The 22654-nt window shown below is 61.5% G+C and carries 13 protein-coding genes and 4 pseudogenes; 13 read left to right on the forward strand and 4 right to left on the reverse strand.

Features of this window, described 5'->3' with window-relative positions:
- The first annotated feature begins 59 nt into the window (after positions 1 to 59).
- From NVB75_RS14075 to NVB75_RS33410, 5 genes and pseudogenes are all read left to right on the forward strand, one after another.
- A complete protein-coding gene (locus NVB75_RS14075; protein WP_258348611.1) occupies positions 60 to 1007 on the forward strand; it encodes a cytochrome-c peroxidase in 948 nt (315 codons plus the stop codon).
- Positions 1004 to 2809 carry a DAHL domain-containing protein gene (locus tag NVB75_RS14080; protein ID WP_258347683.1) on the forward strand — a complete coding sequence of 602 codons (1806 nt, stop codon included), beginning with the start codon at positions 1004 to 1006 and terminating at the stop codon, positions 2807 to 2809. The genes NVB75_RS14075 and NVB75_RS14080 overlap by 4 nt, the downstream gene beginning before the upstream one ends.
- Before the next feature lie 116 nt (positions 2810 to 2925).
- Positions 2926 to 3249 (forward strand): annotated as a pseudogene (locus NVB75_RS33400) (response regulator transcription factor); the annotation flags it as partial.
- A gap of 156 nt (positions 3250 to 3405) precedes the next feature.
- A pseudogene (locus NVB75_RS33405) lies at positions 3406 to 3489 on the forward strand (hypothetical protein); the annotation flags it as partial.
- Between the two features lie 402 nt (positions 3490 to 3891).
- Positions 3892 to 4218, forward strand: a pseudogene (locus NVB75_RS33410) (sensor histidine kinase); the annotation flags it as partial.
- 25 nt (positions 4219 to 4243) lie between these two features.
- Here NVB75_RS33410 and NVB75_RS14090 read toward each other — a convergent pair.
- From NVB75_RS14090 to NVB75_RS14100, 3 genes are all read right to left on the reverse strand, one after another.
- Positions 4244 to 4516 carry a type B 50S ribosomal protein L31 gene (locus tag NVB75_RS14090; RefSeq protein ID WP_258347687.1) on the reverse strand — a complete coding sequence of 91 codons (273 nt, stop codon included), beginning with the start codon at positions 4514 to 4516 and terminating at the stop codon, positions 4244 to 4246.
- A gap of 100 nt (positions 4517 to 4616) precedes the next feature.
- The gene (locus NVB75_RS14095) at positions 4617 to 5942 is read right to left on the reverse strand and encodes an APC family permease (protein ID WP_258347688.1); all 1326 of its coding nucleotides are present in this window, start codon (positions 5940 to 5942) and stop codon (positions 4617 to 4619) included.
- Between the two features lie 243 nt (positions 5943 to 6185).
- Positions 6186 to 7007 (reverse strand): carbon-nitrogen hydrolase family protein, encoded by an 822-nt coding sequence (locus NVB75_RS14100; RefSeq protein WP_258347690.1) that lies wholly within the window; start codon positions 7005 to 7007, stop codon positions 6186 to 6188.
- Between the two features lie 93 nt (positions 7008 to 7100).
- On the opposite strand from NVB75_RS14100, the gene NVB75_RS14105 reads away from it, so the two are divergent.
- The 5 genes and pseudogenes from NVB75_RS14105 (at position 7101) to NVB75_RS14125 (ending at position 11381) form a co-directional block, all read left to right on the forward strand.
- On the forward strand, positions 7101 to 7865 hold the full coding sequence (locus NVB75_RS14105) for a LuxR C-terminal-related transcriptional regulator (RefSeq protein ID WP_093205468.1): 765 nt from the start codon (positions 7101 to 7103) through the stop codon (positions 7863 to 7865).
- A gap of 158 nt (positions 7866 to 8023) precedes the next feature.
- A complete protein-coding gene (locus NVB75_RS14110) occupies positions 8024 to 9643 on the forward strand; it encodes an FMN-binding glutamate synthase family protein (RefSeq protein WP_258347693.1) in 1620 nt (539 codons plus the stop codon).
- Between the two features lie 21 nt (positions 9644 to 9664).
- Positions 9665 to 9949, forward strand: coding sequence for a putative quinol monooxygenase (locus NVB75_RS14115; protein ID WP_258347695.1), 285 nt, complete (start codon positions 9665 to 9667; stop codon positions 9947 to 9949).
- Positions 9950 to 10011: 62 nt separating this feature from the next.
- Positions 10012 to 10101, forward strand: a pseudogene (locus tag NVB75_RS14120) (cupin); the annotation flags it as partial.
- A 155-nt stretch (positions 10102 to 10256) separates the two neighbouring features.
- Positions 10257 to 11381, forward strand: coding sequence for an OpgC family protein (locus NVB75_RS14125; RefSeq protein WP_258347697.1), 1125 nt, complete (start codon positions 10257 to 10259; stop codon positions 11379 to 11381).
- A gap of 45 nt (positions 11382 to 11426) precedes the next feature.
- Here the strand turns inward: NVB75_RS14125 and NVB75_RS14130 are convergent, their stop codons facing one another.
- Complete coding sequence (locus NVB75_RS14130; RefSeq protein ID WP_258347699.1) at positions 11427 to 12839, reverse strand: amino acid permease; 1413 nt, start codon at positions 12837 to 12839, stop codon at positions 11427 to 11429.
- A 693-nt stretch (positions 12840 to 13532) separates the two neighbouring features.
- On the opposite strand from NVB75_RS14130, the gene NVB75_RS14135 reads away from it, so the two are divergent.
- From NVB75_RS14135 to NVB75_RS14145, 3 genes are all read left to right on the forward strand, one after another.
- A complete protein-coding gene (locus NVB75_RS14135; RefSeq protein WP_258347701.1) occupies positions 13533 to 13991 on the forward strand; it encodes a transposase in 459 nt (152 codons plus the stop codon).
- Between the two features lie 316 nt (positions 13992 to 14307).
- Positions 14308 to 17400, forward strand: coding sequence for a biosynthetic peptidoglycan transglycosylase (locus NVB75_RS14140; protein ID WP_258347703.1), 3093 nt, complete (start codon positions 14308 to 14310; stop codon positions 17398 to 17400).
- A gap of 135 nt (positions 17401 to 17535) precedes the next feature.
- The gene (locus NVB75_RS14145) at positions 17536 to 22641 is read left to right on the forward strand and encodes an NEL-type E3 ubiquitin ligase domain-containing protein (protein ID WP_258347705.1); all 5106 of its coding nucleotides are present in this window, start codon (positions 17536 to 17538) and stop codon (positions 22639 to 22641) included.
- The last annotated feature ends 13 nt before the right edge of the window (positions 22642 to 22654 follow it).

Consider the following 22654-nt stretch of genomic DNA (forward strand, 5'->3'; position numbering starts at 1 on the left):
CCCCAAGGAATCATCGCTTGAGCGACGCCACGCCACGCTACGTTCACCGGTCTTCACGGGTGCCCGGGATCGCCATCCTGTTTTGGCTGGCAACCTGCCTGCCAGTGATGGCCGCGCCCCTGGACGAACCGCTCAAGCCGCTGCCGCCGATACCGCAAGTGGATCCGGCAACGGTGGAGCTGGGGCGCCAGTTGTTCAACGAAACACAACTGTCGGTCAACAACACCAAGTCCTGCGCCAGCTGCCATGACCTGCAAACCGGCGGCGTCGACAATCGGCCGTTTTCCCTGGGGTTCGACGGCAAGCCGGTGGCGCTCAACACCCCGACCGTGTTCAACGCCAGCCTGAACTTCAAGCAATTCTGGAACGCACGGGTCGACACCCTGGAGGCACAGGTCGAACACGTGGTCACCAGCCCCATGGAAATGGGCAACGACTGGAAAACCGTGATTCAGACCTTGTCGGCACTGCCCCACTACCAGGCGGCGTTCCGGCAGATCTACCCCGACGGCATTACGCCCGCCACGGTGCAAAATGCCCTGGCGACCTATGAACGTACCCTGCTCACCCCCAATTCGCGCTTCGACCAATACCTGCTGGGCAACACCGATATCCTCACCATTGAAGAAAAATACGGCTACCAGCGCTTCAAGGAATACGGCTGCATCGCTTGCCATCAGGGCGCCAATATCGGCGGCAACATGTACCAGAAATTCGGCGTGATGGACGATTACTTCAAAGCCCGTGGCAACCCCACCGAAGCTGACCTGGGGCGCTACCTGCTGACCAAGGATGAAGAAGACCGCAACGTGTTCAAGGTGCCCAGCCTGCGCAATGTGGCCGTCACCGCCCCGTACTTTCACGACGCCTCGGCCAAGACCCTCGAAGAGGCCGTCGACGTGATGTTCAAGTACCAGCTGGGGCGCATTCCCTCGGCTGAAGACAAGACCCTGATCGTGCTGTTTCTGAAAACCCTGACGGGCGAATGGGCAGGCAAGCCACTATGAAACTCTCCCGCCGCGCCACCCAGGTCATGCTCAGCACCATGACCCTGATACTCGCCTCGACCCTGGTATTCCTGTACATCAAGTCATCGAGCGACCAGACCAGCATCTACACCGAATCCCGCGACCTGATCCGCGAAATCAAGCAACTGAACTCACAATGGGACAGTGAAGTCCTCAAGGCCCGGATTGCCCTGACCCACAACTACGACCCACTGGTCGCCCCCCTCACCGAGATGAACCGCCTGTGGGCCACCCTTCAGCAGCGCGGATCGCAACACCGTCACGAAGACCCCGCCCGCTGGCAGGCCGGCCAGGACGCCTATCGCCAGGCGATCGACGAAAAAGCCCGGTTGGTGGACCAGTTCAAGTCCCACAACGCGGTGTTGCGCAACTCCCTGGCGTTCCTGCCCACGGCCGAAGACGATATCCAGGCGCAGTTCCTGGCACTCACCGACGCCGAGAGACTGCTCCAGCAAGGCATTGCCACCGACACCTACGACGTGCTCCTCAGCAGCCTCGAATTCGCCCAGGTGACCAGCGACGACAAGGCCGCCGACATTCTGGTGGGCCTGAACACGCTGGCAATCAATAAACAGAGCCTGCCCGAGTCGTTCCAGGTGCCGGTGGAAATTCTCAGCAAGCACATTGCGCTGATCCTGCGGGAGCAACCCTTGGTCAACGGCCTGCTCGAACGCATCGCCGCCGTGCCGCTGGCCGAACGCCTGGACGACCTCACCAACCAGCTCAATCAGGACCAGACGGCGTCTGAGCTGCTCGACCAGAAGTACCATCGCTATCTGTTGGTGTTTTCCATCTTGCTGGTGGCACTGCTGCTGTACCTGGCGATTCGCCTGTTGCGCAGTTTCGCCGAGATCAACCGGGTCAACCGGGCCTTGCATGGGGTCAACGAAAGCCTTGAGCAACGCGTCGAGGAACGTACCCGGGAACTCAAGGATGCCCAGAGCGAACTCATGGACAGCGCCCGCCAGGCCGGCATGGCGGAAATTGCCACCAACGTGCTGCACAACGTCGGCAACGTGCTCAACAGCGTGAATATCTCGGCCGAGCTGGTGACGCGCAAGCTGCGCACCAGCAAGGCGCTGGGGCTGGGCAAGGCCATGCAATTGATCAATGAACACCGCCGTGACCTGGGCACCTTCATCACCGAGGATGAAAAAGGCAAGCTGCTGCCCGATTACCTCAACCAGTTAGTCGAGGCCATCGCCACTGAGCAGCAGGGCCTCACCGAGGAACTGGCGCAACTGAGCAAAAGCGTCGACCACATCAAGGACATTGTTTCCACCCAGCAGTCCTACGCCGGCGCATCCACACTGCTGGAGCCGGTGCTTATCAGCGCCTTGATGGAGGACGCCCTGCGCATGAACTCCGGGGCCCTGAGCCGCCACCATGTGACGGTGGTCAAGCACTACCACGACGTCCCCGAGATCATGGCCGACAAGCATCGGTTGCTGCTGATCCTGGTCAACCTGATCAGCAACGCCAAGTACGCCATGTCCAACCTCACCGACCGCACCCGGCAAATGACCCTGACGGTAATGCCGTTGGACGACGGGACCTTGCAGATCAGCGTCAAGGACGAAGGCGAAGGCATACCTGCGCAAAACATGACGCGAATCTTCACCCACGGTTTCACCACCCGCAAGGAAGGCCACGGCTTTGGCCTGCACAGCTGCGCCCTGGCTGCCCTGGAAATGAAGGGCAGCCTGACTGCCCACAGCGATGGCCCGGGCAAAGGCGCGTTGTTCACCTTGCTCATCCCCCTTGATCCCGTACGGACCTGAGCATGAATAAACCACCGAACCGGCGAATCTTATTGATCGACGACACCCCGTCGATTCACGAGGACTTTCGCAAGATTTTGATGCCGCCCGTGGACGCGAACCAGGAACTGGATGAGATGGAAACCGCGCTCTTCGGCGACAGCGCCAAACCCCAGGCCCTGGCCTTTGAGCTGGATTCGGCCTACGGCGGCCAGGAAGGATTGCAGCTGCTGTGCCAGGCCATGCAACAAGAACGGCCCTACGCCCTGGCCTTTGTCGACATGCGCATGCCCCAAGGCTGGGACGGCGCGCAAACCATCGAAGAATTATGGAAAGTCGACCCGCAACTGCAAGTGGTGGTGTGCACCGCCTACTCCGATTACTCCTGGGAAGAACTGCTGTTTCGCCTGCAGGGCCATGACCGCCTGCTGATCCTGAAAAAGCCTTTCGACAACATCGAAGTCCAACAGATGGCCAATACCCTGGCCGCAAAATGGGACATGGCCCGGCGTGCGTCCCTGCAAACCAGTCACCTGGAACATCTGGTGGAGCAACGCACCCAGGCATTGACCTTGGCCAGCCAGGCGCTGCAGCTGGAAATCGATGAACGCAAGCAACTGGAAAGCCAGTTGGTGCAGTCGGAAAAGCTCGCGTCCCTGGGCCAGCTCGCGGCGGGGGTGGCCCATGAAATCAACAACCCGGTGGGGTTCATCTCCTCCAACCTGAGCACCCTGGACGGCTACTTCAAACAGTTGCAGCAGATGCTCGACGCCTATCGGCAGGCCGAGGAAGCCCTCGCGCCCGGCGAATGCCTGACGCAATTGCAAAGCCTGCGCAAGGCCATGGACCTGGAGTTTCTCAAAGAAGACATCCCGATTCTGATTCTCGAATCCAAGGATGGCATTGGTCGCGTGGCGCAGATCGTCAAGGACCTGAAGGATTTTTCGCGGGTCGACAACGACGAGAAATGGCAGTGGGCAAACCTGCAACACGGCATCGACTCAACCCTGAATATCGTCGCCAGCGAACTCAAGTACAAGGCCGATGTGGTCAAGCATTTCCAGGTGCTGCCGGACATTGAATGCCTGGCCTCGCAGCTCAATCAGGTAGTGATGAACCTGGTGATCAACGCCGCCCAGGCGATGGGCCCGGAACGCGGCACTATCACCCTCAGCAATGGCGTGGAGGGCGACAAGGTCTGGCTGGAAGTGGCGGACACCGGCTGCGGAATCGCGCCGGAGAGTGTGCAGAAAATCTTCGACCCGTTCTTCACCACCAAGCCGGTGGGCGAAGGGACGGGGCTGGGGCTGTCACTGTCGTATGGGATTGTGAAGAAGCATCACGGGACTATTTCAGTGAACAGCGAAGTCGGCAAAGGCACGACGTTTCGGGTGGTATTGCCGATTCGCCAGACGGCAGATCCCCTGTAAAGGCAAACCTCTACAGGGGACAGGCTCAGGCTTCGGCGTTCTTCGGGCTCGAACCAAACGACGCAAACCGCTTGTTGAAGCCGGCGATGCGGCCTTCAGACTGGGTCTTGCGCTGCTGGCCGGTGTACACCGGGTGCGAGGCGCTGGACACGTCGAGGAGCACGTAAGGGTAGGTGTTGCCGTCGCTGTGTTTTTGCGTACGTTCGGTTTCCACGGTGGAACCGATCAGGAAGAAAACGTCGGCGGCGGTGTCATGGAACAACACGGTGCGGTAGTCGGGGTGGATACCAGGTTTCATAAGGCCTCCGGGGCGTCTGGGTGAACATCAAGTGTTATACAGTAACACAAATGATGCGCCCAAACGAGAACCGATTGCAATAAGAATAGACCTCGAACTTCTATGCGGCTTCCTGGAAGTCCATTTCCGGTGGCTGTTGGGAGAAGCCCCGCGTCAGGAAACCCAGGTATACCAGGCCAATCGCCAACCAACTCAGGCCCAGGTAGATCGCCAGGTGATCCAGGCTGACCATCAACCACAGATCCGCCACCAGGCCGATGATCGGGAACACCAGGAACAACACCAGCTCCCGCAACCCGCGCTGCTTCGCACCGATCCAGTAGTGGAAGATCACCGACAGGTTCACCAGGCTGAAAGCCAGGAACGCGCCGAAGTTGATGAACGAGGTGGAGGTGGTGACGTCCAGTTTCAACGCCAGTAACGCCACCACTGCGCACAGCAGGATGCTGTTCACCGGCGTGCCGAAGCGCACATGCAAGGTGCCGAAGAACGACTTGGGCAAAACACCATCGCGGCCCATCGCAAACAGCAACCGCGAACCACTGGCCTGTGCCGACAAACCTGAAGCGAACTGGCCGACGATCAGGCCGATCAGGAAGATCGACACGAACAGGTCGCCGCCAATGTTGCGGGCAATCTCGTAGGCGGCAGAATCCACGTCGGTGAACTCGAACGACGGGTGAGCGATCTGCACGAAGTACGACACACCGACAAAGATCAGCCCGCCGATCAGGGTGATCAGCATGATCGCCCGGGGAATGGTGCGGCGCGGGTCGCGGGTTTCTTCGGTCAGGGTGCTGACCGCATCAAAGCCCAGGAACGAATAGCAGGCGATCGCCGCGCCGCTCATGATCAACGGCATTTGCATCTGGCCGTTGAAGAACGGAGTGATGGTCCACAGGGGCTTGCTCGCATCACCGCCGATGTAGTGGATGCACAGCGCGACGAAGGCGATCAGCACCAGGAACTGCACCAGCATCAGCAAGGCGTTGATGCCGTTGGCGAGTTTCAGGCCGATGATGTTGATCACGCTGGTGACCCCGATAAACGCCAGTACCCAGACCCATTGCGGCACCGCCGGAAAGGCCGAATGCAGGTAGGCTGCGCCGATCAGCCAGATGGCCATGGGCAGGAACAGGTAGTCGAGCAACACCGCCCAACCGGCGATAAACCCGAGCTTGGGGCTGATGGCCTTGCGCACATAGCTGTAGGCGGAACCGGCCACCGGGAACGCCGAGGCCATACGGCCGTAGCTCATGGCGGTGAAGAACATCGCCACCAGCGCGGCCAGGTAAGCGGCCGGGACCATGCCGGCGGTGGATTGCGCCAGGATGCCGAAGGTGCCCAGGACAATGATCGGTGTCATATAGGCGATGCCAAACAGCACCACCGACCCTAGCGACAGGGTGCGTTGCAAACGAGCCATGAGCGATTCTCCGCGCGATTATTAGATTTATGGCAGAACTGAAGTCGGTGCAGCAGGAGCAATAATTTTTATGGTTGAAGCAGCTTTTTGAGTGGGTGCAACTTTTGTGGTGATTACACCTGTTGTGGCGAGGGAGCTAGCTCCCGCTGGGCTGCGCAGCGGCCCCAAAATCCTAGGGCCGCTTCGCGCCCCAGCGGGAGCAAGCTCCCTCGCCACAACTGCATCCGTGCCACAAGATCGGGGTCAGGGTTTCGGGATCAGCAACTCCCGCGTTCCGTCCTTGCGCTCAATCACCTCCCCCGGCAATTTCAAGCGCTGGTCATCCAGGTAACGGTAGTCCTGTCGCGCCGCCGCCAGTTGCCCAAGGTCCAGTTCAACCCTGAACTGCCCTTCCTCGCGCCCGGCTTCAAACAGCAAGGTGCCAAACGGGTCCACCAGCGCACTGCCACCGGCAAACATCAGGCCGTCATCGCCCTCTTCCACCCGGTTGACCATCAGCGCAAACGCCTGGTTTTCCTGGGCGCGGGCCATGATCGCAGTGCGGTGGGTGGGGCCGTACGGGTCCATGTTGCCGTTGGTGACGATCAACACCTCAGCCCCCAACTGCGCCAGGGCGCGGGCGGTTTCCGGGAATTCTATGTCGTAGCAGATCAACAGCCCCACGCGCACGCCGTTCCACTCGCAGGTGGCGTAGCGGTCACCGGGAGTGAACACGCCACGGTCCGAGGCCCACAGGTGAGTCTTGCGATAACGCAGGGCGATGCCGTCCGGGGTGATCATCAAGGTGGTGTTATAGAACTGGCCGGCGTCGTTCTCGGCCATGCCGATGACGACCGCGATATTGCGCGCGCGGGCTGCCTGGATAATCGCCTGGACGGTGGGGCCCTCTACAGGCTCGGCCACCTCGGCCACGGTGTCGGCGGTCGGGAAGCCCATCAGGTGGGTTTCCGGGAATACGACCAATTGGGTATCCGCCGCACACGCAGCAATCGCCGCCAAAGCGCGCTCAAGGTTGTAAGCTGTGCCGTTATCGCGGCCTGCCAGCTGGGCAAATTCGACCTTCATGGTGATTCCTTGTTCTTTATCTGTGGCGCAGTATGCGCAGCCGCGAACACTCGGGAAATCACGCAGCCGGGTTAACCCTATGGGGGTAGATGCATGACATTGTCGCTGGAAGACATCGCCTGGCACCGTTCGGTGGGGCAAATGATAGACGCCCTGGACCAGCCGAATTTCTGGACGCAGCTGGTCCGGTTGCTGGACCAATATGTGCCGTTCGACAGTTGGGTGGTGTTGCTGTTCAGCAGCGAGCACAAGCCCCTGGTGTTCGCCGAATGCCCGGGCCAGGACGGTGAACCGGACCATCTGTTCCAGGATTACCTCAACGGTTTATACCTGCTCGACCCCTTCTACATCGCCAGCCGCGAGCACTCGCGCACCGGGCTGTTTCGCCTGGCCGAAGTGGCCCCGGAGCATTTCGAGCTGACCGAGTATTACCAGCGCTACTTCCGGTTGAACGTGGTGGCCGATGAAATCCAGTTCAACTGCCAGCAACCGGACGGGCGAACCCTGTGCCTGTCCCTGGGTTCCAAACAGCGCTTTGACCCGCAGCAGATTGCCCTGCTGTCGCTGATCCAGCCGTGGGTGCTGGGTTTGCTGCGCCAGCGCCTGCCCCATGAACTCAACCAGGTAAGCGCCCCGGAGCCGCCGATCCACAACGATGGCTGGGGCGCACAACTCACCGCGCGGGAGCTGGATGTGGGCCGTTTGATGCTCAGTGGTTGCTCCAGCAAGGAAATCGCTCGTAAGCTGGAAATCTCTGTTGAAACCGTGAAAGTCCATAAGAAACACATGTACAGCAAGCTGGGGATCAAATCCCAGTCGGAGCTGTTCTCGATTTTTCTGCAGGCGCAAAACGCCTGATCGAGCCCTGTAGGAGCGAGGGGGACGCCTAGTTCTTGCTCGCGAAAAACGTCAATGCACCGCGGTCATCCAGACAACCGCGCCATCGTTAACAACCTTCGCGAGCAAGAACTAGGCGTCCCCCTCGCTCCTACAGGATAAAAACTAAGGAACCCTGTATGAGCCTGTCCTTGTTAAGCCGTTATGCGTTCTTTGCCGTCTGCGTCATTTTCACCCTCGCCAGCATGCCGTTTATCGAACACGAATGGCTGTGGCCGATCGCCGTGGTCACCGGCATCCTCAGCCTGATCGGCATTTTCGACCTGCTGCAAAGCCCCCACGCGGTGCGCCGCAACTACCCGATCCTGGGCAATATCCGTTACCTGGTGGAAGGTATCCGTCCGGAAATCCGCCAATACCTGCTGGAATCCGACAGCGACGCCCTGCCCTTTTCCCGGGCCCAGCGCTCGTTGGTCTATTCCCGCGCCAAGAACGAAAGCGCCGACAAACCCTTCGGCACGCTGATCGACGTGTATCAGTCCGGCTTTGAATTTATCGGCCACTCCATGCGCCCTGCGCCGTTGAGCGACCCCAGCGCGTTTCGCGTGATGGTCGGCGGCCCGCAGTGCAAACAGCCGTACTCGGCCTCGGTGTTCAACATCTCGGCCATGAGTTTCGGCTCGTTGAGCGCCAACGCGATTCGCGCCCTCAACCAGGGTGCCAAGCTCGGCAATTTCGCCCATGACACTGGCGAAGGCAGCATCAGCCCCTATCACCGGGAAAACGGTGGCGACCTGACCTGGGAACTGGGCAGCGGCTACTTCGGTTGCCGCACCAGCACGGGCCTTTTCGACCCGGAACGCTTCGCCGTACAGGCGCAGAACCCGCAAGTACGGATGATCGAAATCAAGATGAGCCAAGGCGCCAAACCGGGCCACGGCGGGATCCTGCCCAAGCACAAGGTGACCCAGGAAATCGCCGAGACCCGCGGCATCATGATGGGCGAAGACTGCATCTCGCCGTCGCGCCACAGTGCGTTTTCCACCCCCATCGAAATGATGCACTTCATCGCTCAGTTGCGTGAACTGTCGGGCGGCAAACCGGTGGGTTTCAAGTTCTGCCTGGGCCACCCCTGGGAATTCATGGGCATCGCCAAGGCCATGCTGGAAACCGGCATCCTCCCGGACTTCATCGTGGTGGACGGCAAGGAAGGCGGCACCGGCGCCGCACCGGTTGAGTTCACCGACCATATTGGCGTGCCGCTGCGTGAAGGCTTGTTGTTCGTGCACAACACCCTGGTAGGCTTGAACCTGCGGGACAAGATCAAGCTCGGCGCCAGCGGCAAGATCGTCAGCGCGTTCGACATCGCCAGCGTCCTGGCCATCGGTGCCGACTGGGCCAACTCGGCGCGGGGTTTCATGTTCGCCATCGGCTGCATCCAGTCGCAGAGCTGCCATACCAACAAATGCCCGACCGGCGTGGCCACTCAAGACCCATTGCGCCAACGCGCACTGGTGGTGCCGGACAAGGCCCAACGCGTGTTCAACTTCCACCGCAACACCCTGAAGGCCCTGGCCGAAATGCTCGCCGCCGCCGGTCTCGATCACCCGTCGCAACTGTCGGCCAAGCACTTGGTGCGGCGCATGTCGGCCACCGAGATCAAGTTGTTTTCGCAGCTGCATGTGTTCCTCAAGCCAGGTGAATTGCTCACCGGCGAAGTGAACGGCGAGTTTTATTCGCGCATGTGGCAGATGGCGCGGGCCGACAGTTTTGAGCCGAATGAAATCGCCGCAGCCTGATCTTTTTAACGGAACGATACGATGCTGAAAGTCATTGCCGAAGACTTCATCAAACCCGAACACCTCGACACCGTGCGCCCGTGGTATGCGGAACTGGTGGAAAAAACCCGTCAGGAACCCCTGTGTATTGCCTACGATCTGTTCGTCGACCAGAAAGACCCCGGGCACTTTATCTTTATCGAGCAATGGCCCGACCAGGCCGCGCTGGATGCGCACTGCCAGACAGAGCACTTCACCCGCCTGGTGCCGCAGATCAACCAATACCAAGCCAAACCCTGCCGGGTTTTGCTGATGGACGCGTTCTAAACCCTCCCTTTTGCGCCTGAACCGGACCACCGAACGGCATCGTTGAAACAAGGAGCTTCACCATGCCGTTACTCGACTTCACCGCCCTTGCCACACAACTGCCGGACACCTGGAAATCCACCCGCCTGGGCCACGTCGGCCCGGCGGTGATCATCGACGTTTAAACAAAGCGATGAGACATTCAGCAAAAAACTCAGCTTTGCAATTGCTTACAAATACCGCCAACCTGCGCCCGCCCGACGTACGGCTCGACTGAAGCCGTCGTCCACTTGTCATTACTAAACCCCTTGTTCAAGAGCCCGCTGCCATGTTGAACGGACGCGACCCGCGCATCGATTTTTTTCGGGGCCTGGCGTTGATCTTTATTTTTTGGGATCACGTGCCCCACAACCCTCTGGGCCAGATCACCCTGCGCAACTTCGGTTTCAGCGACGCGGCGGAAGTCTTCGTGTTCCTGGCCGGTTATGCGGCCGTGCTGGCCTACGGCAAGATCCTGCAGCGCGACGGTTATCTGATCGCCTGCGTGAAGATCTGGCGGCGCACCTGGGTGCTGTACGTGGTGCACATCTTTCTGCTGGCGATGCTGATGGGCATCGTGTTCTTCGCCAACAGCCATGTGGAAACCCGCGACCTCGTTGAAGAGATGGGCCTGACGCACTTCGTCACCCATCCCCAACAGGCCCTGGTGGATGAGCTGCTGCTGCGCTTCAAGCCCAACCTGATGGACCCGCTGCCGCTGTACATCGTGCTGCTGGGCTGCCTGCCGCTGGTGTTGCCGTTGCTGTTGCGCAAGACCTGGGCGGTGGTGGCTGTTTCGCTGGCGGTGTACTTGCTGGCCCCGCACCTGGGCTGGAACCTGGCGGCGATTGCCGACGGCGTGTGGTATTTCAATCCGGTGACCTGGCAGTTGCTGTTTGTGCTGGGCGGCGCGGCGGCGATTCATGCCGGGCAACCACGTCCCGTCGAGACTCGGCGCCTGCTGCGTCAGCCGTTGTTCGTCGCGGCGGCGGTGTACGCGCTGGTGGCGGGGATTCTCACGCTCTCGTGGCGCTGGCCGGAAATCCACGATGCGCTGATGCCGTCGGCACTCAGCGACCTGTTGTACCCCATCAGCAAGACCGACCTTTCGCCGGTGCGCCTGCTGCATTTTCTGGCCCTGGCCTATGTCACCGCCAAGCTGCTGCCCGGCCACGCCTGGACGCAAAACTGGCTGGCGCAGCAAACCTGTCGCATGGGCCGTTACTCGCTGGAAGTGTTCTGCCTGGGGGTGCTGCTGGCGCCGCTGGCGGACATGATCAACGCGATCACCGGCGATGCCTTTGCCATGCAAATCTTCACCGCATTGGTAGGCGCCGGGCTGATGGCGCTGCTGGGGGCCTGGCTGGATTTGAACAAGCGGCTCACCCAACCGGCGCCCCCCGCCACCGCCTGAAAAACAAAAAGCCCCAAAAGGGGCTTTTTGTTGAGCGCAGGAAACTCAGCTCGCGGTGCGTGCCGCCGCCTGAGTCGGCTGCAACTTGAACACGTAGAACAACACCGTCAGCATCACCAGGAACGCCGGGCCGACATACAGCGCCACGCGGGTATCCGGGAAGTACGCCATCAAGCCCACCACCAGCACCAGGAACGCCAGCGCCAGATAGGAACTGACCGGGTACAGCCACATGCGGTATTTGAGGCCGTCACGTTCGGCCTGGGTCAGGCCCTTGCGGAATTTGAGCTGGGCCAGGAGGATCATCAGCCAGGTCCAGATCGCACCAAAGGTGGCGATGGAGGTGACCCAGACGAAGACTTTTTCCGGGACCATGTAGTTGAGCAACACGCCCAGCAACAGCACGAAGATCGACAGCAGCAGCGCCTTGCGCGGCACGCCGTTGCTCGACGTGGTGCCGAATGTGGCCGGAGCCTGACCGTTCTGCGCCAGGCTGTAGAGCATGCGCCCGGTACTGAAGATGCCGCCGTTGCACGAAGACAGCGCCGCGGTGATCACCACGAAGTTGATGATGCCGGCGGCAGTCTTGATACCGAGGCGCTCAAAGGTCATCACAAACGGGCTGCCCTGTGTGCCGATCTCGTTCCACGGGTAGATCGACAGGATCACGAACAACGCACCGACGTAGAACAGCAGGATGCGCCAGAACACCGAGCCAATGGCACTCGGGATGGTCTTCTGCGGGTTCTTCGCTTCACCGGCGGTGAGGCCGATCATTTCCACGCCCAGGTAGGCGAACATTACCATTTGCAGGGACATCAACACGCCCTGCACACCGTTGGGCATAAAGCCGCCGTGGGCCCACAGGTTGGAAATCCCCAGCGCCACGCCATCGTTGCCGAAACCGAACGCGATGATGCCGACGCCGCCGATCACCATGGCAATGATGGTGACGATCTTGATCAGCGCAAACCAGAACTCGAACTCACCGAACGCCTTGACCGCGATCAGGTTGATGGTGCCCATGCTGACCAGCGCCGCGAGGGCCCAGATCCAGCGCGGCACATCGGGGAACCACACGCCCATGTACACCGCGACGGCAGTGATTTCCGCGACACAGGTCACCAGCCACAGGAACCAGTAGTTCCAGCCCGTGAGAAAGCCCGCCAACGGGCCGAGGTAATCCTGGGCGTAGCGGCTGAAGGAGCCGGCCACCGGGTTATGCACAGCCATCTCGCCGAGGGCGCGCATGATCACCAGGATCGCCAGGCCGCCGATGATGTAGGACAGCATGATTGCCGGGCCGGCCATTTCAATGGCCTTGGCCGAACCGAGGAACAGGCCGACACCGATACAGGCGCCGAGGGCCATCAGGCGAATATGCCGTTCGCCAAGTTCGCGTTTCAGCGGACCGCCCTGAGCGGTCTCGCCTTGGGGCAGGTGATTGCCAGCGGGCATAGGGATACAACCTCGTCTTGTTATTGGATATGAGCCACCGAGTCCGGAGCGTCGTGGCGGGTCTGCCATGACGTACCGTTTCCGGTTCACCTTTTGGGTAAAACGGCCTGGCCGAGCCAGATCAGCGGGGGTGCAGTATAAAAAGCTCAACCCAGGGGTTTTCACTCTATAAACGGCAAGATTCAGCGGGAACTCTCGGCAAAAGCGCCTTTGGCGGAGGAGCATTACCTGGTTAGCGTAGGAATCATCGCCACCAAACGGCGGCGAGTATTGCACGGTAATGGTGCAGCGTCATGCCCCTACCTTTGGCGGATTTACGGGTGGGGGAGGCTCTAGAGCGCACTTCCTGACGACCAAGGGCCATTGTGGGGAAAGAGCTTGCTGTGGTGAGGAGCTTGCTGTGGTGAGGGAGATTGCTGTGGCGAGGGAGCTTGCTCCCGCTGGGCTGCGCAGCAGACCCAAAACCTGGGCATGCGGTTTATCAGTTAGATCGGGGTGGGGCGGGTTCTTTGGGAGTGCTTCGCACTCCAGCGGGAGCAAGCTCCCTCGCCACAGCAATCTCCCTCACCACAGCAAACTCCCTCGCCACAGTGAGTTTCCAGGCACGGAAATACGTACTCAACAATTCTGGGATCAAAGCCTCTATCAGGCTGCTAGCGTCAATTCATCTGGAGCAACAAGGAATGCAATGGAATGCCAACTCGCCCTCAATCCCATCGCCTGAGAACCGGCAGATTCAGCGAGCCCGGCAGGGCTTATCTGGTGACTGCGGTCGTACACAATCGTCAGCCCCTGTTTGCCGACTTTCGTCTGGGTCGTCTGTTGGTAGCCGAGTTCAGGCGCGCCCAAGAGCAAAAATGGGGGAACTCCATAGCATGGGTCATCATGCCTGACCACTTTCATTGGCTGGTCCAGCTTGAGCAACGCAGCCTGCCGCAAATGATGCAGGCGGTTAAATCCCGCAGCACGTACACGATCAACCGCGCGAGGAACCGTACAGGAGCTTTTTGGCAGAACGGCTATCACGACAGGGGAATCAGGGACGGTGAAGACTTGCGCCACTTGGCTCGATACATCATCGCCAATCCCATCAGAGCGGGACTGGTTGAACGCGCCGGCGATTACCCGCTGTGGGATGCCTGCTGGCTATGAGCCGGAATAGAAACCACTGTGGCGAGGGAGCTTGCTCCCGCTGGGCTGCGCAGCAGACCCGAAGCCTGGGCATGTGGTTTATCAGTTAGACCGGGGTGGACTCTTTGGGAGTGCTTCGCACTCCAGCGGGAGCAAGCTCCCTCGCCACAGCAAGCTCCCTCACCACAACAAACTCCCTTGCCACAGCAATCCCCCTCACCACAGCAAGCTCCCTCACCACAAATCAACATCACACTCACAATTCCCCTCCCACTCGCCCACCACCGTCTAAGCTTCAACCAAGTCCGATCAATCTGCGTAAATGGATCAATCGACTATGGGCGCTTTATGGCAAAACGCTTCGACCAAGGCTGCGGTCTCCACCGATAGCCCGGATGAACAGCCATTGCCACAAAGCCCTCCCCGCCGCAGACGACTGTGGTGGCGGCTGTTCTGGCTGGTGCTGTTGATTGCGCTGATCGCTTTGGGCTTTGCGGCCCTGCGGGAAATGCGCACTTCAAGGTTGCAGGCCAAAACCTTCACCGACCTCGCCTCGACCCTCACCTACCAAATGCACGCAGGCCCCAGCGATGCACGGGTTTACCCTGGCGCCGGGCCCTTCGACAAGCGCCTGGGCTACAGCGCCCTCGGCGAGTTCCTGCCGCGCTTGATCAAGCGTGACTACCTGATCCAGGCTCAAGCGCGCTTCTCTCCCGACCTGATGGCCTACGCCCAGCGCGGCCTGTTCGTGCCCTACCCGGAAAAAATCCAGGCCGGCCTGACCATCACCGATTGCCGCGCCGCGCCGCTGTATCAGTTCACCTATCCACAACAGTTCTACCCAAGCTTTGCGGCGATACCGCCGGTGGTGGTCAGCAGCCTGCTGTTTATCGAAGACCGCGACCTGCTGGACCCGAAAAACCCTCAACTCAACCCGGCCGTGGATTGGCCGCGTTTCGCCAAGGCCGCCTGGTCCCAGGTGGCGAAGCTTTTGCACCTGCCCGGCCAGACCGCTGGCGGCAGTACCCTGGCAACGCAACTGGAGAAATACCGCCACTCGCCCGACGGCCTGACACTGTCCGGCGGCGAGAAAATCCGCCAGATGATTTCCGCCAGCGTGCGCGCGTATCAGGACGGCCCGCAAACCCTCGCGGCCCGGCAAGACATCGTGCGCGACTACCTCAACAGCGTGCCCCTGTCGGCGGTGCCCGGCCACGGCGAAGTGCACGGCATGGCCGAAGGCTTGCGCGTGTGGTACGGCGCCGATTTCAACCAGACCAATACGCTGCTCAACGGCAACGACCCCAAACAGCTGCCGCAAAAGGGCCTGGCGTTGCGCGAGGTGCTGTCGCTGATGATCGCCCAGCGCCGCCCGTCTCACTATTTGTCCAAGGGCCACAAGGAACTGGCGGACCTCACCGACAGCCACATCCGCCTGCTCGCACAAAACAACGTGATCGACCCGGCGCTGGCCAGCGCAGCCCTCGCCAGCAAAGTCACTTACCGTGACTGGCAGCAACAACCGACGATCCAGCCGATCGAAACCAACAAGGGCATCAGCGTCGCCCGCACTCGCCTGGCCGCCCTGCTTAACCAGCCGCTGTACGACCTCGACCGGCTCGATCTCTCTGCCACGAGCACCTTGCAAGCCGACCTGCAAAGCCAGGCCAGCACTTACCTCAAGCAACTCGCCGACCCCGCCTTCGCCGCGCAGATCGGCCTGCTCGGGCCCACGCTGCTGACACCCGCCAGCACCGCTCAGGTTCGCTACAGTTTCAACCTCTACGAGATGACACCCGACGGCGCCCGCGTGCGCGTGCAAACCGACAGCACCGACCAGCCATTCGACATCAACGAAGGCAGCAAGCTGGAACTGGGCTCAACCGCCAAGCTGCGGGTAATGACCACCTACCTGCAAATCGTCAGTGAACTGCATGATAAATACGCTGCAACGCCTGCCGCCGAGCTGCGCAAAGTCCCGGTCGACGACACCGACCGCATCACCCGCTGGGCCCTCGACTACCTGGCCCAGAACAGCGACCGCAACCTGCCGGCCATGCTCGACGCGGCCCTCAATCGCCAATACTCGGCCAACACCGGCGAAGGTTTTTTCACTGGCGGCGGCATGCACCACTTTCACAACTTCCGCAGCCAGGACAACGGTCGCAACCCCACGTTGATAGAGGCCCTGCGCGAGTCGATCAACCTGCCGTTCATTCGCCTGATGCGCGACCTGGTGCGCTACAGCACCTACCACGGTGCGAACAACAGTGCCGAGTTGCTCAAGGACGACAGTGACCCGAGGCGCCAGGAATACCTGGCCAAATTCGCCGACCGCGAAGGCACCACCTTCCTGCTCAAGTTCTGGAAGAAATACCGCAACAAGAACACCCAGGCGCGCCTCGACACTTTCCTCGACAGCATGCACCCTACCGCCATTCGCCTGGCCGCCGTACACCGCTACCTGCTGCCCAACGCCAGCCAGGCGAGTTTCAACAGCTTCGTCCGCTCGCACTTGAGCAGCGTCAAAAGCATTGAAAAACTCACCGACGAGCGCCTCGAAAAGCTCTACCAGAATTACGGCCCCGGCGCCTACGACCTGCCTGACCAAGGCTATATCGCCAAGGTTCACCCGCTGGATCTGTGGCTGATGGGCTACCTGCTGAACAACCCCGACGCCACCTTCACCCAGGCCACCGCCGCCAGTGAACACGAGCGCCAGGAGGTTTACAGCTGGCTGTTCAAGAGCCGCCACAAGAGTGCCCGCGACAGCCGCATCCGCACCATGCTGGAGATCGAAGCCTTCCTCGATATTCACCAGCGCTGGCAGAAAGTCGGCTACCCCTTCGACCACCTGGTGCCGTCGCTTGCCACGGCCATCGGCAGCTCCGGCGACCGCCCGGCGGCCCTGGCGGAACTGGTGGGGATCATCCTCAATGATGGCGTGCGCCAACCCACCCTGCGCATCGACAGCCTGCGCTTTGCCGCCGACACCCCGTACGAAACCCGGCTAGTCAATGACCCCAATCGCGGCAAACGCGTGATGCCTTCCGAGGTGGCCACGGCGCTCAAGGGCGCGCTGTCCCAGGTGGTGGACGCGGGCACCGCACGGCGCGTGTCCGGCAGTTTCAAACTGGCGGACGGTACGCCTTTGGCCATGGGCGGCAAGACCGGTACCGGCGACAACCGGATCGAAGCCATCGGCGCCGGCGGGCGGATTCTCAGCTCCAAGGCGATCAACCGCACGGCGACGTTCGTGTTCTACATCGGAGAGCATCATTTCGGCACGTTGACCGCCTTTGTGCCGGGCGCCTCGGCCCAGGGTTTCAAGTTCACTTCGGCGTTGCCGGTGCAGGTACTCAAAGGCATGGCGCCGATTCTTACGCCCTATCTGCAACCGGGCAACAACAGCTTATGCAGCGTGCGCTGATGGGCCTATCCCTGCGCTTTTCACTTGCGGATTACTGAGGGATCCGCCGCAGTTTCCACCCACTATTCAAACTTATCCGCAGCCGTGCCGGTGCATAGACTCAAACCTTCTTTTTGAGCTCTACAGGTTGCCCTCATGGCCGATACATCCGACCAGTCCCTGCACCACGCGTTTATCGAAAACGCCCTGCCGCACTGGCTGAAAACCACCTCACCCCATCGCCTGCGCGCACTCAACGACGTCGCTCGCCAAGGCATCCGCCACTATCCTCATGCCAGCGCCAGACAGCACCAGGTGCTCAAGCCCGCCATCGCCGAACACTGGCAGCAACAGACGGCGATGGACCAACGATTCCAGGCACTAACCGACGTGTACGCCTTCGCCGAACCGTTGCTGAAAAATGCCTTGAAGCCCTATGGCGACATCGACGTCAAAACCACCTACCTGCGGCTGTATGCCAGCGCCACAGTTGCCTGGTGGGTGCACGATTTCAATCGTGCGCAGCAAAGCAAAACCCTGTCGCTGCTGGACACCGCGCTGGCCAATTTTGCCGCCTCGGACACCTTCGTCGACTACGCCTTCATGTCTGCCGAGGACCCGCGCGGGCAGCGGGATACACTGACCTTGCGCCACGCCAACACCGGGGCGATATTGACCGCTGAACAGTTCAAGCACATCTGCCGCACCCTGGACCTGGGCGCCCGCTACCAGAAAAGCCTGCGGCAAGCCCTGGGTTTCTATAACCCGGAGGTGACCCGGGCCGTGCGCCTGCAGGTAATTGCCGCACAGAAGGCTGCCCTGGGTACGGCCGCGCACCTGGCCTTGATCAACCGGGACATCGACACCGATGCCCATGGCGCCATGCTCGACCTGATCGCCGGCCGCGTCGCACTGCTGGAGGGGCTGCCGCTTGAATGCCATACCCTGAGCCTGATGAACACCGCATTGACCGGCATCCTGCTGCTGTTTGTGCCGCAGCCCACCCGGCCCGTGGGCAAGGTGCTGGTGTATATCCCCGCAGACCCCGAGCATCCCCTGAAGCAATACCCTTCGCCTGCGGCCTTCCTCAGCCACCTCACGGAAAAACTGCGGGACAAGCAGCACTACCAGACCTTCTTCAGCCAGTTCATCGACCATGCCCGGCGCGGTGAATTCTTTGCCGGGCTCAATACACGCTTGAGCCGCGTGCGCTGGCACCCAACCGCCCACACCGACCCGCGCCCCAGCTGGCGTGACACGCCGATCACCCAGCCAAACCTGCAATTCAGCGTGCAGGCCATCGGTGATGATCAGGTTAATCGCTCAACGCTGGCCGCCGAAAATGACCTGTGGAATTACCAGTACCGCCTCAAGTTGAACAAGATCGTCAACGATGCCCTGGACATCGCCGTGCCCACCGCCACCGCCGACCGCCACGCGCGCTGGGCCTGGTGGGACAACCTGGAAAAAATCCTCGGGGATATCTTCAACGCGGCGCTGCTGGTGCTGACGCCCTTCGTGCCGCTGCTGGGGGAAGCGATGCTCGCCTACAGCCTGTACCAGATCACCGACGAGGTGTTCGAGGGGATTGTCGATTGGGCTCAGGGGCGCGGTGCCGAGGCGGCGGAGCAAGTGGTCGCGGTGGCCGACAGCGTGATCCAGTTTGCCCTGTTCGGCGCCGCCAGCCAGTTGGGCCATGTCGCACGGCTCAAGCTCAGCCCCTTCGTCGAAGGCTTGCGCCCGGTGGTGCGGCCCGACGGCAGCACGCGCCTGTGGCACCCGGATATTGCCCCCTACGCTGTGAAACACCTCGACCAGCCGCCCATTGTCGACGGCCTGCACACCCATCAGGGCAAGCAGCTCCTGGCACTGCAAGGTGCTCACTTCGAAGTGCAGGCAGACGCTGAAACCGGCGACACGCGTATCGCTCACCCGGAGCGCGCCAACGCCTATCAACCCCAGGTGCGGTTCAACGGCAGTGGCGCCTTCGTGCATGAAGCCGAGCAACCGCGCACCTGGGGCAGCACCACGCTGATGCGCCGCCTGGGGCCGCGCACGGCGCCTTTCAGCAACCAGCAACTGCAGCAGATGCAACGCATCAGCGGTGCCGACGACGGTGTGCTGCGCAACCTTTACGTGCAAAACCAGCCGACCCCGCCGCTGCTGGAAGCCACTCTCAATCGCTACGAAGCCCGGCACGCGGCCACGCAGACCGTGCACACCCTGCGTACCGGCGCACCGCTGCCACTGGATGCCACGTCCGCCTGGTTCGAGCAGACCATCACCGAACTGCCGGGCTGGCCCCAGGCCAAGGCGTTGGAAGTGTTCGTGCGCTCGGACAAAACCGGTGACTCCCATAAGTACGCCAACCCGGATGCCTCACCGGCCGACACGCTGCAACTGAGCCTGGCCGAGGTGATGTCCGGCGAATTGCCGGCGCGGGTGCTGGAATTTCTCGATGAGCCGTCGATCAAGCAGCTGCTGGGCGGCGACGTGCCGCAAGCGTTGCGCGTACAAACCTTGCGCGATCAACTGGCGGACTCGGTGGCGCGCCAGACCGGTGACATCGCCGACTACATCCATAACGCCCGCCAGCTCAGCGCCGATCCCCATGTGCGCCGGCTGCGCGAGCAGGTCAACCCGCTGGACAGCCCCCTGGCCGAAACCCTGCTGGCCGGCGCCACCCCGGCCGAACGGCAAACCCTGGACCAACATGTACCGCTGCGTTTGCTCAACCAGGCCAGCGAACTGAGCTTTGCCCAGCACAGTGCCCAGGCCTACGCCGGGTTCTTCTCGCCCTGGCCGATCACCGAAGACACCGAGCGCCTGGTGCTCAATGCCCTCAAGCGCTACAGCGATGGCTTTGGCGACCTGCACCTGCAAATCCGCGATCGCCAGGTCAGCGGTACGTTGCGTTGTGAAGCCGGGCCGGCCGATGCCCGCCGGCGCCGGGTGCTGGTGCGCCAGAACCACGTGGGCTACGAACTGTTCGATGAACAGGGCCAACGCCTGCACGGCCCGGATACCCTGTATGAATGCCTGTTGCGTGCATTGTCCGACGCTCAGCAAAGCGAGTTGGGCTACCGGCCCGGCCAGGGAGCCGGGCTCAAGCATTGGCTGATGGAAACCCTCGAACCCCTGGCCGAACGGCGCCGGGTGCTGGCCGAGCCACCGCTGCGCTCTACCGCTGATGCGCAGACCACCACCCTGCTCGGCGGCGCGGCCCTCGGCGGGTTGCGCCGCGCCCAGGAGCACCTGAGCCAGGCACGCGCCCGGGAGGTGCTGGCCAGTCTGTTCCCGACCCTGGAAGAGGCGCGCCTGCAGCGGTTCCTCAATGAGATTGGCCCAGGGCTGAATAACCAGATCCTCAATCGCCTGGTCCTGCAGCGGCACAACCTGTACCGGGAGCTGGAGCAATGGAAGCGCTTGCCCGGCCCCCATCCCAAAAACAGCCGCATGGCCCAGGAGGAAAAACTGCGTAAAAACCTGATTGCGCACAAACTCTATCGCTGCTGGGAAGACCGCCTCGCCGAACACCGCGACGACTCGGGCCAGGTGCAGAGCGGCGCGAGTCTGGACCTCAGCACCCTGGAGCTGCCCGGCAGCCTGCCACTGCTGGGCAATGGTTTCGAGCACGTCACCCAACTGAAGCTGGCCAACTGCATGTTCAACGACAGCCAGTGGCCGTTTCTGCAGGCGTTCCCTTCCCTGCGTGAGCTGGATGTCAGTGGGAACGAACTGACACGGCTACCCGAGCCCATCGCCAACATGCGCTACCTGCGCGACCTCAACCTGGGGGAAAACCAGATCACGCTGCTCAACGGCGACGTTGCGCGCCTGAAAAACCTCAAGCACCTGCGCAACCTGAACCTGTACCGCAACCCGCTGACGCAGCCACCGAACATCTCGAAAATGCCGCACCTGCGCCGCCTGTTCCTCAGCCGCACCCCTATCACCCAATGGCCCTCCGGGCTGTTTGCCCACCCACGGGAGGAGGGTTTTTTGCTCGACCTGAGCCAAACCCGGATTGACCATGTGCCAGCGCTCACGGCCGGCAGCGCCGAGGCCCGGACCGTCGCCCACACCCGCCTGGACCGCAACACCCTGCTCAACGACCAGCGCCTGCTGTACGAGCAGTACCGCGAAGCGGCCGGCCTGGACCCCAACCGCAGCTATGAACCCCGTGGAGAGAGCGGCCCATGGCTGGAAGGGGTCAGCCAGCCTTTATTGGCCAGGCGCCAGGCACTGTGGCAAGCGGTGGAACGCGAGCACGGTTCCCAGGGTTTGTTCGAGATAATCAAGGCCCTTGAGGCACCCGACTTCTTCCAGCGGCCCCAGGACATGGACGTCTATTGGGACACTCATGAAGCGTTGCGCGAGCGCGTCTGGCGTTTGCTGGAGGCGGCCCACAACGATACGGCGCTGCGTGAAAAGCTGTTCAAGATGGCCAGCTTCCCCGGCCTGTGCGCCGACGGCAATGCACAGATATTCAATGATCTGGGTATCGAGGTGCTGGTCAGCGAAGCCCAGCGTTACTCCGCCTCGGCCAGCGAGCGCGAGGGCAAACTGGTGACGCTGGCCAAGGGCAATGCACGGCTCAAGCAATTGAACCGTATCGCCAGCGAGGACATTGCCCATCGGCTCAAACCGGAAGCCGAAGGCGGCCTCGGCCAATGGCTGCGTTCGCAACGACGGGAGGGCGTGATGGGTAACGTGGACGACGTGGAGGTCTACCTGAGCTACCAGACCTCCCTGGCCAAGCGCCTCGACCTGCCCTGGCTGTCGGAACACATGCTGTACCGCGACACCGGCGACGTAAAACCCGCGCAGATCGAACAGGCCCACAGCACCGTGCTGGAGCTGGGCGAAGGGGATGGCCTGGTCAACCAGATGCTGCTGGAGCCCTATTGGGAACAGTACCTGCACGACCACCACCCGAACACCCTTGAGGCCAATGCCCGGCATTTCGACGAACAATGTGCACGCCTTGATGAACTGCAGGAAGCCCAGACCAGGCTGGCCCAGGCCAACGGCTTACCCAACGAGCAGAAAGAAGCGTTGAGGCTCACGCTGATCGGTCTCGCCGATGCCCTGGGTGTGCCGCACCCGCAGGTGCTGACCGGGCAACCCATGACGGACGAGAGCTACAACCTGCTGCTCAACGAACTGGGCTACCGCGAAAAACAATGGATGCGCGAGTTGACCCACCAGGCTTTGGAACGCCACAGCCAACAACGTAACCGCGTCACGCGTCAGGTCTGAACGTATGGGTGTG

Origin of the sequence: Pseudomonas sp. CBS, assembly GCF_024734645.1 — a bacterium.
GTDB lineage: Bacteria > Pseudomonadota > Gammaproteobacteria > Pseudomonadales > Pseudomonadaceae > Aquipseudomonas.

Excerpts from the sequence above, each read along its gene's own strand:
- NVB75_RS14080 (WP_258347683.1), top strand. The coding sequence starts at position 1,004 with ATGAAACTCTCCCGCCGCGCCACCCAGGTCATGCTCAGCACCATGACC.
- NVB75_RS14090 (WP_258347687.1), bottom strand. The coding sequence starts at position 4,516 with ATGAAACCTGGTATCCACCCCGACTACCGCACCGTGTTGTTCCATGAC.
- NVB75_RS14095 (WP_258347688.1), bottom strand. The coding sequence starts at position 5,942 with ATGGCTCGTTTGCAACGCACCCTGTCGCTAGGGTCGGTGGTGCTGTTT.
- NVB75_RS14100 (WP_258347690.1), bottom strand. The coding sequence starts at position 7,007 with ATGAAGGTCGAATTTGCCCAGCTGGCAGGCCGCGATAACGGCACAGCT.
- NVB75_RS14105 (WP_093205468.1), top strand. The coding sequence starts at position 7,101 with ATGACATTGTCGCTGGAAGACATCGCCTGGCACCGTTCGGTGGGGCAA.
- NVB75_RS14110 (WP_258347693.1), top strand. The coding sequence starts at position 8,024 with ATGAGCCTGTCCTTGTTAAGCCGTTATGCGTTCTTTGCCGTCTGCGTC.
- NVB75_RS14115 (WP_258347695.1), top strand. The coding sequence starts at position 9,665 with ATGCTGAAAGTCATTGCCGAAGACTTCATCAAACCCGAACACCTCGAC.
- NVB75_RS14125 (WP_258347697.1), top strand. The coding sequence starts at position 10,257 with ATGTTGAACGGACGCGACCCGCGCATCGATTTTTTTCGGGGCCTGGCG.
- NVB75_RS14130 (WP_258347699.1), bottom strand. The coding sequence starts at position 12,839 with ATGCCCGCTGGCAATCACCTGCCCCAAGGCGAGACCGCTCAGGGCGGT.
- NVB75_RS14135 (WP_258347701.1), top strand. The coding sequence starts at position 13,533 with ATGCCAACTCGCCCTCAATCCCATCGCCTGAGAACCGGCAGATTCAGC.
- NVB75_RS14140 (WP_258347703.1), top strand. The coding sequence starts at position 14,308 with ATGGGCGCTTTATGGCAAAACGCTTCGACCAAGGCTGCGGTCTCCACC.
- NVB75_RS14145 (WP_258347705.1), top strand. The coding sequence starts at position 17,536 with ATGGCCGATACATCCGACCAGTCCCTGCACCACGCGTTTATCGAAAAC.